At 38.7% G+C, this 12825-nt stretch carries 16 protein-coding genes; 14 read left to right on the top strand and 2 right to left on the bottom strand.

Annotation, left to right across the window (positions count from 1 at the left end):
* The 4 genes from ACTHJT_RS12890 to ACTHJT_RS12875 form a co-directional block, all read left to right on the top strand.
* Window positions 1-914 (top strand): AAA family ATPase (locus ACTHJT_RS12890; RefSeq protein ID WP_440238809.1); only part of this gene is annotated, 914 nt, incomplete at its 5' end.
* Window positions 914-2548 carry a type I restriction-modification system subunit M gene (locus tag ACTHJT_RS12885; RefSeq protein WP_440238807.1) on the top strand — a complete coding sequence of 545 codons (1635 nt, stop codon included), beginning with the start codon at window positions 914-916 and terminating at the stop codon, window positions 2546-2548. The genes ACTHJT_RS12890 and ACTHJT_RS12885, both read left to right, overlap by 1 nt.
* Before the next feature lie 183 nt (window positions 2549-2731).
* Complete coding sequence (locus ACTHJT_RS12880) at window positions 2732-3091, top strand: hypothetical protein (protein ID WP_440238805.1); 360 nt, start codon at window positions 2732-2734, stop codon at window positions 3089-3091.
* A gap of 95 nt (window positions 3092-3186) precedes the next feature.
* Window positions 3187-4008, top strand: a complete 822-nt coding sequence (locus tag ACTHJT_RS12875; protein WP_440238803.1) for a hypothetical protein — start codon at window positions 3187-3189, stop codon at window positions 4006-4008.
* A 68-nt stretch (window positions 4009-4076) separates the two neighbouring features.
* Here ACTHJT_RS12875 and ACTHJT_RS12870 read toward each other — a convergent pair whose 3' ends face one another.
* Window positions 4077-4571: a hypothetical protein gene (locus ACTHJT_RS12870; RefSeq protein WP_440238801.1), complete on the bottom strand. Its 495-nt coding sequence runs from the start codon at window positions 4569-4571 to the stop codon at window positions 4077-4079.
* Between the two features lie 97 nt (window positions 4572-4668).
* Between ACTHJT_RS12870 and ACTHJT_RS12865 the strand changes: the two genes are divergently transcribed.
* The 3 genes from ACTHJT_RS12865 (at window position 4669) to ACTHJT_RS12855 (ending at window position 7811) form a co-directional block, all read left to right on the top strand.
* A complete protein-coding gene (locus tag ACTHJT_RS12865; protein WP_440238799.1) occupies window positions 4669-5124 on the top strand; it encodes an SRPBCC domain-containing protein in 456 nt (151 codons plus the stop codon).
* A gap of 15 nt (window positions 5125-5139) precedes the next feature.
* A complete protein-coding gene (gene bglX, locus ACTHJT_RS12860; protein WP_440238797.1) occupies window positions 5140-7395 on the top strand; it encodes a beta-glucosidase BglX in 2256 nt (751 codons plus the stop codon).
* Window positions 7396-7463: 68 nt separating this feature from the next.
* Entirely contained in the window at window positions 7464-7811 is a 348-nt protein-coding gene (locus tag ACTHJT_RS12855; protein ID WP_440238795.1) for a tRNA-binding protein, read from the top strand.
* Window positions 7812-7914: 103 nt separating this feature from the next.
* Here the strand turns inward: ACTHJT_RS12855 and ACTHJT_RS12850 are convergent, their stop codons facing one another.
* Complete coding sequence (locus ACTHJT_RS12850; protein WP_440238793.1) at window positions 7915-8880, bottom strand: GlxA family transcriptional regulator; 966 nt, start codon at window positions 8878-8880, stop codon at window positions 7915-7917.
* 117 nt (window positions 8881-8997) lie between these two features.
* Here ACTHJT_RS12850 and ACTHJT_RS12845 point away from each other — a divergent pair, with 117 nt between their 5' ends.
* From ACTHJT_RS12845 to ACTHJT_RS12815, 7 genes are all read left to right on the top strand, one after another.
* Entirely contained in the window at window positions 8998-9345 is a 348-nt protein-coding gene (locus tag ACTHJT_RS12845) for a nuclear transport factor 2 family protein (RefSeq protein WP_440238791.1), read from the top strand.
* Between the two features lie 6 nt (window positions 9346-9351).
* Window positions 9352-9762 carry a transcriptional regulator gene (locus ACTHJT_RS12840; protein ID WP_440238789.1) on the top strand — a complete coding sequence of 137 codons (411 nt, stop codon included), beginning with the start codon at window positions 9352-9354 and terminating at the stop codon, window positions 9760-9762.
* A gap of 32 nt (window positions 9763-9794) precedes the next feature.
* Window positions 9795-10208 carry an SRPBCC family protein gene (locus tag ACTHJT_RS12835; protein WP_440238787.1) on the top strand — a complete coding sequence of 138 codons (414 nt, stop codon included), beginning with the start codon at window positions 9795-9797 and terminating at the stop codon, window positions 10206-10208.
* A 29-nt stretch (window positions 10209-10237) separates the two neighbouring features.
* The gene (locus ACTHJT_RS12830; RefSeq protein ID WP_440238785.1) at window positions 10238-10765 is read left to right on the top strand and encodes an SRPBCC family protein; all 528 of its coding nucleotides are present in this window, start codon (window positions 10238-10240) and stop codon (window positions 10763-10765) included.
* Between the two features lie 80 nt (window positions 10766-10845).
* Complete coding sequence (locus ACTHJT_RS12825) at window positions 10846-11064, top strand: hypothetical protein (protein WP_440238783.1); 219 nt, start codon at window positions 10846-10848, stop codon at window positions 11062-11064.
* Window positions 11065-11221: 157 nt separating this feature from the next.
* On the top strand, window positions 11222-12100 hold the full coding sequence (locus tag ACTHJT_RS12820) for a UbiA family prenyltransferase (protein WP_440238781.1): 879 nt from the start codon (window positions 11222-11224) through the stop codon (window positions 12098-12100).
* Between the two features lie 4 nt (window positions 12101-12104).
* The gene (locus ACTHJT_RS12815; protein ID WP_440238779.1) at window positions 12105-12809 is read left to right on the top strand and encodes a hypothetical protein; all 705 of its coding nucleotides are present in this window, start codon (window positions 12105-12107) and stop codon (window positions 12807-12809) included.
* Window positions 12810-12825: the final 16 nt, after the last annotated feature.

The following is a 12825-nucleotide window of genomic DNA, read 5'->3' as shown; positions in this document are numbered from 1 at the left end:
TATTTTTCTGGAATAACGATCTAGAAAACGATACAAATAGGATTCTTCAGTTGAATGTTGATTCTGTTTTTTTTGACGGATTGCATGAATTAGATTTAGATGTCAAAATTGAATCGTTTTTTAACAATTACGTAGATTTAAAATTTGATATTAATTATGATACATCTACAGTAGCTTTTTCAAGAAGCATCATTGTTGAGGGAAAAGAGCAAACAGTAGAAAATATTAAAATTTCCAGAGGAGAAGAAACGCTATTTATTTGGTGTTTTTTTCTTGCTATTTGCCAATTAGCAATTGACAAAGATCCTGCATATAGTTGGGTAAAATATATTTATGTTGATGATCCGATATCCTCTCTTGATGAAAATAATGCTATTGCCGTAGCTTGCGATTTATGTAATTTGTTAACAACGGAAGGCAACGAAATTAAAACAGTAATTTCAACACATCATAGTTTATTTTTTAATGTACTCTACAATGAGTTTGGTAGAAAGGTAAAAAACAAACGATACTTTTTACATAATAAAGGAGCTGATGGGTATGCTTTGCAAGACACAAACGACACACCTTTCTTTCATCATATAGCAACATTAAGCGAATTAAAGAAAGTGTCGGAATCAGGTAAAATTTATACTTACCATTTTAATTCTTTGAGAAGTATTTTAGAAAAAACTGCCACTTTTTTGGGCTATGATAGAATTGATAAATGTATCGATGGGCTAGAAGATGAAGTGCTCTTTGAACGAGCATTGCAGTTATTTAGTCATGGAAAATATTCCATATTTGATCCCGTAGAAATGGGTGATGATAATAAAGAGCTTTTTAAACGTATTTTAAATGGGTTTCTTGGAAAATACAAATTCGATTTGCCGCGAATATTTAACGAAGAAATTCAAACAGAAACTGAAGTATAATGGCACAAAAAGAACAATATAAAAAATTAGGTGATACACTTTGGGATATAGCCAATGATTTGAGAGGGGCAATGAATGCGGATGATTTCCGTGATTATATGCTTTCATTTCTTTTCCTTAGATATTTATCTTTTAATTATGAAGAAGCGGCAAAAAAAGAATTAGGAAAAGATTATCCCCCAAATCCTTCCAAAGAAAAGAGAGCAGACTTTGTTATACCACCACCATTGGAAACTTGGTATAAAAAGAATAAGGCAGATATAAAGGAATTTGAACAGCAGATGCGTAGAAAAGTGCATTATGTTATCAAACCTAAATACTTATGGAGCAATATTACAGAACTGGCTCGCACTCAAAATGGAGAATTATTAGAAACACTTCAAAAAGGATTTCGATACATAGAAGACGATTCGTTTGAAAGCTCATTTAAAGGATTATTTTCTGAAATTAATTTAAATTCAGAAAAGCTTGGAAAAACGTCGAGCGACAGAAATAATACACTTTGTAAGATCATCCAAAAAATTGCAGAAGGAATAGCAGATTTTTCAACAGATACCGACACGCTTGGTGATGCGTATGAATATTTGATTGGAAAATTTGCTGCAGGCTCTGGGCAAAAGGCCGGAGAATTTTATACGCCTCAACAAATTTCTACTATCCTTTCCTGTATTGTTATTTTAGATTCTCAAGACCCATCAACAGGTCCAAAGAAGAAAATAGATAGAGTACTTGATTTTGCTTGTGGGTCCGGTTCTTTGCTTTTGAATATGAGGAATCAATTAAAGAAAGCTAAAGGGAATATTGGCAAAATATATGGGCAAGAAAAAAATGTTACTACATACAATCTTGCCCGAATGAATATGCTTTTGCACGGCATGAAAGATACCGAGTTTGAAATATTCCACGGAGATACTTTACTTAATCAATGGGATTTACTCAATGAGATGAATCCTAGAAAGAAAATAGAATTTGATGCTATTGTCGCTAACCCGCCTTTTAGCTTACGCTGGGAACCTAATGATACCTTATCAGAAGATTTTCGTTTCAAAAGTCACGGATTAGCTCCAAAGTCTGCCGCTGACTTTGCATTCCTACTACACGGATTTCATTTTTTGAAAGACGGTGGAACGATGGCTATTATTTTACCTCATGGTGTCTTATTCCGTGGTGGTGCAGAGGAACGTATCCGAACAAAGCTTTTAAAAGACAGACATATTGATACAGTTATTGGTTTACCCTCCAATTTGTTCTATTCAACAGGCATACCGGTTTGTATTTTGATATTAAAAAAATGCAAGAAGAATGATGATGTATTATTTATAAATGCATCAGAACTATATGATTCAGGGAAGAGACAAAATTCATTAGGAGAAGCACACATTAACAAAATTGTAGAAACCTATCAGTTCAGGCCTGAGTACATCGAAAGATATGCACGACGCGTTTCAATGGAAGAAATTGAAAAGAATGGTTATAACCTAAATATTTCTAGATATGTTAGTACTTCTGTTGATGAAATAAAAATTGATTTGAAAGAGGTGAACAAAAAGCTGATTGAAATAAATAAAAGTATAAAAATCAATACGGATAAGCACAACGAATTTTTGAAGGAGTTGGGCCTACCTCCAATTTAATGTTCAGACAATATTGTACAGAAAGTAATTTTATTAATAATGTGGAATCCTATAGTAATTGATACTACAATCACATTAAGCGCATCAGCTCTTATTGGATGGTTTTTTAAATTTCTATGGACTAGAAACAATTCCTATTATATCTTAATTAAAGAATTCAGAAATAAATTGCCGCGCCCTCAAATGAAGGCACAAAAATTCGAAAGCAAATTCCCCTTTATCACTCTTAATGTTAGTAAGCATAAAACCAGTTTAACAGAAAGTGAAATAGATGCATTTTATAATGCACTTAAATATTTTGATTACAGTTGGGTAGTATATAAAAAACATTATCGCGCGCATGCAAATAATTTATTTCGATTTGACCCAAAAGCAGAAAATAAGAATTTTGATTTAATAGTGGTTCAACAGGTTTTGGAAAATGAGGCTTTATATCGTTTAAAGCCATTAGATGTTTTGATTTATCATCTTAGGTACAAGCACAAAATTACTTCTAAAGCATATCTATATTTTTTTGATAAAAGGAAAAAAATTAAAATGTAAACTCATGAGACAATTTTCTCGACATTATTTAATAGTTGTTGAGAGGTGGAAAACGGATTAGATCGTAAAGAAGATTTATTTTAAGGTTAAATAAAATGATTTTTAAACCAAACTCAACATTTATTAATAAACAAGGAATGTCTAGTAAAGAAGAAACAAACCAAAGTATAATGGATGTTTTTAAAACACGGATTTTTTCTCCTGTCATGTCAGGCTTTATTATATCCTGGTTAGTGATTAATTGGGAAATTCCCTATGCCACATTATTTTTAAGCGCTGAAGATATAGCACCTATAAATAAAATTGGTTATATAAAGTTTGTTATTAAGACGTACGATCGTCAGCAATGGATGTTGGTGTGGAAACCATCTTTATTTGCATTAGGTTTTACTTTAATTTTACCTGTTTTTAAATATGGAATAGACTATTACATTGAGTGGATTAAAAAAATATATTTACGGGGAATTGAAAAGCTTCAGAAAGACTATCCTTTATTGAAAGAGAGGAATCAAAAAATAGAAGAATCCTCCAGAAGAATAAAAGATGAATTTGTGGATATTTTTGTAGTGGAAAAAATTATCAGTTTTGAAAAATTTATGAAAGGTACATGGAGAATTATTTTCAATCCAACTCACCAAGAATTTAATAGTGTGTACTACGCAGACAATAAATTTTATGCTCAAAATGAAAATTCTAAACTATTATTCGAATGTGAATATATTGGACTAAATAGTCAAGACAATAGTGTAGATTTAAATATTAACAAGCGTTTTGATCATGGTTTCGAAGGTAGGTATAGGTTAATGATAGCTGACAGAGAAAAACTGATATTCCGTTCAATTGCTAGTCCTGGGTATGATATTTCATTATATAGAGTTTCATATATTTCCAATATATCAACACAGATAACAATCTAATTGAAAAATATCTATATTACTCCCTGCTCAGACAATAAAAATACCATTCGCCGCGACGAACATACCCCCTAAAACCCAACCCCCACTGAAAACCCATACGGCATATTAAAATCATTATGCGCGTTCGAAGTATAAAAGATCGGGTTATAGGTGAGACTTAACATCACCGCTTCTTTCACGATCGGGTGGTATCGCAAACCAAAGTTGCCATTGATGCTGGAATAGAAGACGCCGCCGAAATCCTGCACAACAAAATCAGCCCCCGCTTCCATATAAAATTTCCCAATGCCGGCAAGCCCGTATACGCCGTGGTACAAGTTTACCGCTGCAGGGACATCTTTTTCAGCAGATCCGGTTATGTAGCCACTTCCCACATGTGGGTTTACAGTGAAGTGATCGTTGACACGAAAAATCCGTTCGTAATGCATGGATAATACACTTTGTCTTAAAATGGAAAAATACATCACATTGTTTGATCTGCTGGATTCAGAAATGTATTCGCTTTCCTGACAGAAACTTGCAAGGGATACTAAAAGACAACATGTACAGAACAGGTATTTCATAAAAGAGTTTTATAAAAAAGAATAATAGTATAAATTTAATAAATAGGCGTAGCATATTTATACGGAAAATTTCTATTTACTTCTTATTTCTTTACTCATGCAAGCGAAAAAAACTGTCACCAACTCCATAACCATCAACGCTCCGGCGACCGAAGTATGGGATGCTTTGGTGAATCCGGCGAAGACCAAAGTATATATGTTCGGCTGTGAAACCGTCTCCGACTGGAAGGTAGGCAGCGACCTGCTGTGGCGAGGCAATTACGAAGGCAAGGAAACCGTCTTTGTAAAGGGAAAGATCAAAGCGATCGAATCCAACAAACAACTGGTGTATACGGTGATTGATCCCTTCGCCTCTTACCCCGACATTCCTGCCAATCACCTCAACGTTACATATAAGTTAGAACAGCAAGGACAGGAGACGATCTTAACCGTTACGCAGGATGGCTTTGAAAGCGCCGCCGAAGGCGATAAACGCTACGAAGATGTATACAACAAAGGCGAAGGCTGGAACCCGATTCTGGTTCAGATCAAAGCGCTGGTGGAAGGCAAATAATATTCAAACAGGTTCATGAAATATAGTTACTTTTTAATTGCGTTGTGTTTAACAACGCTACAAACTTTTGCCCAGCAGGCACAAACTGCTGAAGAAGAAAGTGTAGAAAATAAAATTACTGTGCTGCTTTCAAAAATGACCCTGGAAGAAAAGATCGGACAGGCCTGCCTGAAAGGCACCTCTAGCCGCAGCAAAGGTTTGTCAGACGAACTGAAAGAGCAGGTACGCCAAGGAATGGTCGGGGCTATTCTGAATCTTACAGACACGGCGCTTGTTTTACAGATCCAGAAGATTGCCGTTGAAGAAAGTCCCAATCATATACCACTGCTGTTTGGCCGCGATGTGATTCATGGGTATAAAACAATTTTTCCGATTCCCTTAGGTTTATCGGCAACATGGAATACAACTATTGCTGAGCAGACTTCCATTGTTGCGGCACATGAATCGTATGCACGCTGCATCAACTGGACCTTCGCGCCCATGGTAGATGTTTGCCGTGATGCCCGTTGGGGCCGCATTGCCGAGTCGCCGGGCGAAGATCCTTACCTGGCATCTGTATTGACCAGGGCATACATCAAAGGTTACCAGGGTGAAAATTTATCAACGCCGGGAAACATTCTTGCCTGTACAAAACATTTTGCTGCTTATGGCGCCGTGGAAGGCGGGCGTGATTATAATACCGTAAACGTATCGGAGTCATTGCTGCGCAATGTATATTTGCCACCTTTCAAAGCTGCCGTTGAAGCCGGTTCAGCAACGTTCATGACTTCATTCAACGATGTGAACGGCGTACCGTCTTCAGGCAACACTTTTTTATTGAAACAGGTATTGCGCGATGAATGGCAGTACGGTGGATTTGTAGTAAGCGACTGGAATTCGGTTACAGAGATGATTTCACATGGCTATTGTGCCGATGAAAAAGAAGTAGCGTTAAAAGCCGCAACAGCAGGCATGGACATGGAGATGACCAGCCAGGCATATGCACATCATTTAAAGACGTTGATTGAGGAAAAGAAAATTACGGAAGAACAGCTGAACGAAATCGTTCGGCATATACTTCGTATAAAATTCCGCGCAGGGGTTTTTGATAATCCTTATTTCAAAGAAAAAGATTCGTTTAAAATACTTGATCCAGCTTCTCTTGAGCTTGCCAGAACTTCCGCCATAAAAAGTTTTGTACTGCTGAAAAATGAAAAACAGATCTTGCCGCTTTCAGCCAATAAAAAAATCGCCGTGATCGGCCCGCTGGCGCACGCACCCAAAGAGCAGCTGGGCACGTGGATCTTTGATGGGGATAAAACAAATTCGATAACACCGCTTACTTCTTTGCAGCAAACATATGGCGCTGCGAATGTAAACTATGCTGCGGGCTTGAAGTATAGTCGCGATGAATCCGAAGAAGGCTTTAAAGAAGCCGTAGCCGCGGCTAAAAAGTCAGAAGTAATTGTATTCTTTGCCGGTGAGGAAGCCATTCTTTCCGGCGAAGCACATTCACGCGCCGATATCAGTCTGCCTGGCGCGCAGGAAAAGCTGATACAGGCATTAGCTAAAACAGGCAAGCCAATCGTACTGGTGATCATGGCGGGCCGTCCGGTTACCATTGACCGTATATTGCCAAATGTTGCTGCGGTTGTGATGGCCTGGCATCCGGGAACCATGGCCGGACCGGCGTTGGCGGATGTATTGACGGGGAAAGAAAATTTTTCAGGAAGACTAACCGTTACCTGGCCCAAAACAGCCGGACAAATTCCCGTCTATTACAATCATACCAGCACGGGAAGGCCGGCGGATTCAGCATCGTTTGTAGGTATTAAAGATATTCCTGTTGAAGCGTGGCAAAGTTCGCTCGGCAACAATTCACATTATCTGGATGCCGGCTTTACACCGCGTTATACGTTTGGTTATGGCATGTCCTATACATCGTTTTCATATAGCAATATTCTGCTTAAGCAAAATGTATTGGATAAAAACGATAGTTTGTATGTAACCGTGACCATCACAAACACTGGTACAAGAAGCGGAACGGAAACGGTACAGTTGTATGTGCAGGACGTGTCGGCTTCGATCGTTCGGCCGGTACGTGAGTTAAAAGCATTTGCACAGGTTGAATTGAAAGCCGGTGAAAGCAGGGAGATGCAGTTACATGTTCCTGTTGCTGAACTGGGCTTTTATACAAACGAAGGAAAATACGTTATAGAGCCGGGCATGTTTAACCTGTGGGTAGCACCGGATGCAGCGGGCGGAAAGAAACAGACATTTGAAGTAAAATAATACCAGCGAAACTCTCCAAGAGTTTTAAATCCTTGGAGAGTTCTGCTTAAGATAAATGTAGATTTTATATGAACGAGATGGCAAAGAATTTATCGTGGCATGATTTTGAAAAAGTAGATATCCGTACCGGAACCATCGTACAGGCAGAGGCATTTGCCGAAGCAAAAAAACCTGCGTATAAATTACATATTGATTTCGGTCCGTTAGGCATTAAAAAAACTTCTGCGCAGATTACCGTTTTGTATTCAACTGAAGAACTCATCGGCAAACAGGTTGTTGCAGTTGTGAATTTCCCCGACAAACAGATTGCCAATATCCAGAGCGAATGCCTGATCCTTGGCGCGCTCGGCGACAACAAAGCAATAACGCTGCTGACGCTGGATAAAGGGGTGGAGAATGGCTTGAGAATCGGATAGCGGAAGCTAAAATCCCAAAATACAAATAACAAAATCCAAACTACTCAACAAAATGACTTCAGATCCATCTGTTTGGAATTTGGTTTTTGGTATTTGGAATTTATCATTTATTATACTTATTCCTGTAATCTACCGGCGACATGCCTGCTACCTTTTTAAATACATCCCGGAAAGCTTTAACATCGGTATAGCCAACATCATACATGACTTCGTTCACATTCTTTCTGCCGGATTCAAGTTGCTTTTTCGCGGCTTCGATCTTTACACGCTGAATGTATTCTACAACGGTATTGGTCGTTGCTTTTTTAAACCTGCGCTCAAAGGTGCGGCGGCCAATGCCGAATGTGTCCGCCAGTTCATCAACAGTTATTCTCGCGGCAAAATTATTTTCAATAAACTCCTGTGCTTTTAATATCGGCAGGTCGTCATGTTCTTTCTGGCCTTTGAACATCATGAACTGTGACTGCGATCCTCTATCCATTTCAAGCAGAAAGAATTTAGATGCCATGATTGCCATTTCCCGGTTGGTATATTTTTCTACCAGGTATAAAAGCAGGTTCCAGTACGATGTAGCGCCGCCGCTGGAGTAGATGCCATTCTGCTCCGTAATGATCTTATCATCGGTAAGGATCACATCAGGAAACATCGTTCTGAATTCATTTGCGTACAACCAGTGTGTAGAACAACTTTTATCTTTCAGCAAGCCTGTGGAGGCCAGTAAAAATGAGCCGATACACAAGCTGGCAACTTCAGCGCCCTGTTTGTATTGATCAATGATCCAGGGAATGAAATCGGTATTTTTTTTAATCGCAGTCTGTATAGGACCGCTTAATGCCGGAATAATGATAAGGTCTGTTTTCTTTACATCTTTCAACAACGCATCAGTATGAATAGAGATAAGTCCGTCGTGCAGTTTTACTTCTTCGGTAAGTCCGACAAGCTTGACCGAAAATGCCGGCTGCAGGTTGGCTATTTTCAGAAAATTATTGATGGCGGTAAACATATACCTCGGGTCTACCAGGCAAGCAGGTATTGAGGTTTCAAGAACTAAAATGGACACGTGTTTCATATGGTAAAGTAAAACAAAAGATATGTCGGAATCAACCCGTCACTTTGTCGTTTTTGCACAACCTGGGGTTGGGATATTGCCACTATATTTGTACCATCAAACGTTTAAAAAACGCCTATGAAACCAACAAATCGTTTAATAAGCGAGCTATTTTCCCAGGGAAAGTTTTCAAGTGTATATGAATTTTTCAGCGAAGATATGGAATGGAATATCATCGGCAATACAAGCATTACAGGAAAGCAATTGGTTGTGGATTTTTGTTCGCAGATGATGATTGAAATGGAGTCTGCTGTGTTAACGAATGATAATATAATAGAGGCCGGAAATCAAATTGTAATTGAAGGAAAATGTAGCTATTTTAATGCAGCCGGACAGAAATCTTTTGTAAACTATTGCGATATTTATTCTTTTGAAGGCGATGTAATTAAAAGAATTCATTCGTACTGCATAGAAGTACTTAATTAGGATAGTATGAAAAACTATTTTTTAGAAAAGGATATTAAGGTGTTCTATATGCAGGCGGATTCTTTTCCGGATGGCGTGTTGGCGGCGCATCAGAAATTGCATAGCTTGATTCCGTATTCCGATAAACGGAAGTATTTTGGGATTTCAAATCCGGATAAAACCGGAAAAATTATTTATAAAGCTGCCGCGGAAGAGCTGGCGGAACACGAAGGAGAAAAACTTGGACTGAAAACATTTGTTTTAAAAAGCGGGAATTACATAAGTATTGTGATTAAAGATTATCAGAAGCAAATTACAGCTATCAGAAAGGCATTTGACGTACTGCTTTCGGATCCTGCTATTGATCCTCAGGGATCTTGTGTTGAATGGTATCTGAATGATACAGATGTTCAATGCATGGTTCGCCTGGTAAAGTAACAGACTTTAAAACTATAAACAGACTACTATATATGAAAAATGAAATAACTATTGAAGCAACTGTACAGGCACCTGTAGATAAAGTATGGAAATACTGGAATGAACCGGCACACATCATGCAGTGGTGCCAGGCTTCACCGGAATGGCATGCACCTGCCGCAAAAAATGATTTAAGAACAGGCGGAACTTTTTCTACAACGATGGCAGCAAAAGATGGCAGCATGAGCTTCGATTTCGGCGGTGTTTACGACCAGGTAAAAACCAATGAACTTATTGAATACACGCTGGGTGATGGCAGAAAAGTAAAAATTGTTTTTTCTAAAGCTGGCGACGCTACAAAGGTAGTCGAGAGTTTTGAACCGGAAGGCATGAATCCTAGAGAGATGCAACAGGCAGGCTGGCAGGCGATCCTGAACAGCTTCAAAGATCATACAGAAAAAAATTAATGAACCGTTCACTTTTAAACTTATATCCTATGAAAATTCTGAAAAAAATACTTATCGGTCTTGTTGCAGTTATTGCGCTGTTGTTGGTTGTTGCAATTTTCATTCCAACTACATATACAGTGTCGGTATCTACTACGATTGACAAACCTCAACAGGAGGTATATGATTACGTGAAGATGATCAAAAACCAGGAACACTACAGCGTTTGGGTCATGCAGGATACAAACATTGTAGTGAAATATACCGGCACTGATGGAACCGTTGGTTTTATCTCTTCATGGGAAAGCAAGGAAATGGGCGTAGGTGAGCAGCAGATTACTAAGCTGGATGGCGAACGCGTCGATGTAGACCTGCGGTTTAAAGAGCCGATGGAAGGTGATGCAAAGGCTGCAACCATTGTAAAAGCAGCGGGCGACAACAAGTCAACTGTAACTACTGAATTTTACGGCCATAACCCATATCCAACAAACTTAATGTGTTTCATTGGAAAGAAATTCATTAAAGATGCACAAACGCAGAACCTGGCAAATCTGAAAGCCATTCTCGAAAAGAAATAATTCTCCGATGCTTTAAAATGCTTCTGAATACCCAAATGCGCAAAATCTGAAATGCTATTCGGGTACAGCAATCCTAAGATATGACAGTAGAAGTATTCAAAACAAATGTAACAGATGCTGAGGTCGCTAATAAGATCATTAGTGACCTCAGCTCTCATTTGCCGGAATCGAAAATCAATTTTGACCTGACAGATTGTGATAATATACTCCGGGTGGAAAGCGCCGGCATCATCCAACCGCAGAGCATAACCGAGCATATGATCCGCTGGGGCTATTTTTGTGAAGTGCTGGAAGCGTAATAAGATTTATTTGCATATCTATTATTTTGTATTGCCTGCTGTAACATTCGTTAACGGATGCTTCAATTCTGTAAAAAATCCTGATTGTAATGTAAGGCCTATCACCGGAAAAAATGTATCTTGACTATTCAAAAAATAAATTTTTTGAAAGATACACATGAGCCAAATACCCGATAAGGACACCATTAAACTGCTTCGAATCCCCTTTTCATTTTTTTTGATGCCCTTGTTCCTGCTTGCGTTAAGTCAATCGGGCGTATCGGCATTGAACATTCATGTTGTAATTTCTTTTGTGCTGATACACCTGCTCGTTTATCCCTCAAGCAATGGCTATAACAGTTATATAGACAGAGATGAAGACAGCATCGGCGGATTGGAAAAACCTCCGGTACCTACAAAAAAGCTTTATTATACAACCCTTTTCATGGATGCAGCTGCAGTTGCATTTGCCTGGATACTGATCACGCCATTGTTTGCTGCCTGCATCGTTCTTTATATACTTGCATCAAGGGCATATAGCTCAAAGGAAATCCGCTTGAAAAAATATCCATATACGGGTTTTTTAACTGTGGCGATTTTTCAGGGTGCCTTTACCTATTATATGTGCTATGCTGGTATTACAGGCCATGCATTACTACTGGATCAATCGAACGTATATCTGTTACTGGCATGTACCTGCCAGATTGCGGGGGCTTATCCGCTGACACAAATTTATCAGCATCAGCAGGATTTAAAAGAAGGAATAATTACCATCAGTTACAAACTCGGTTACGTGGGTACGTTTATTTTTACCGGCGTGCTGTTTGGGGTTGCAAACGTATTTTACTTTTTATATTTCAACGCTATCGGAGAAACGGCACACTTCTTTGTGCTGCAGATATTCTTTATCCCGATTGTTGGTTATTACATCTATTGGTTTATAAAAGTATTGAACAATACTGCTGCTGCTAATTTCAAAAATACCATGTACATGAATCTTGTTGCAGCAACCTGCATGAACAGTTGTTTTCTGGCCTTACACTTTATTAACTGTTGAAACCGTGAGTTACATTACAGCCATAGAAACAAGCGTCCCCGCTTACTCTCATACACAAGAGGAGTTTGCAACGTTCTATTCCAATTCTACCAACGAAGAAGATGTTAAAAGAAAAATAAAGATCATCGCTTCGAAAACAGGCATTCACAAACGCTATTCGGTGCTGAAGGATTATAGCCTCTCACCGCAGGCCTTTGAATTTTATTCAAAAGATGTATCCCTGTTACCTGAACCAGGCCTTGCAAAGCGCATGCAGGTTTTTAAAGAGGAAGCCATAAAACTTTCGTTAAAAGCAGTTGTAAAAATTCCCGGATTTGAGAAAATAAAAAACAACATCACACATCTCATCACGGTTACGTGTACCGGCCTGTTCGCTCCCGGTCTGGATATCCAGCTGGTGCATGAGCTGCAGCTTTCACCATCCATACACCGGAGCAGCATCAACTTCATGGGTTGCAATGCTGCTATACTTGCCTTAAAACAGGCAGATGAAATCTGCAGAACAAATGGAAACGCGAAGGTACTGGTCGTATGCACGGAGTTGTGCTCCATTCATTTTCAGAAAGATTATTCCGATGATTATATTGTTTCAAACCAGCTGTTTGGTGATGGCTGCGCGGCCGTATTGGTTACTGCTGACCCTGTTGAAATTGCACCGGGTACGTTAATTAAAATAAATGAGTTTCATGGTACTAAAAAAAATTATTAAATAAAAATTAATTTTA

This window comes from Cytophaga sp., from assembly GCF_051961495.1.
GTDB lineage: Bacteria > Bacteroidota > Bacteroidia > Cytophagales > Cytophagaceae > Cytophaga.
This window is presented reverse-complemented; position numbering and strand designations above follow the sequence as displayed.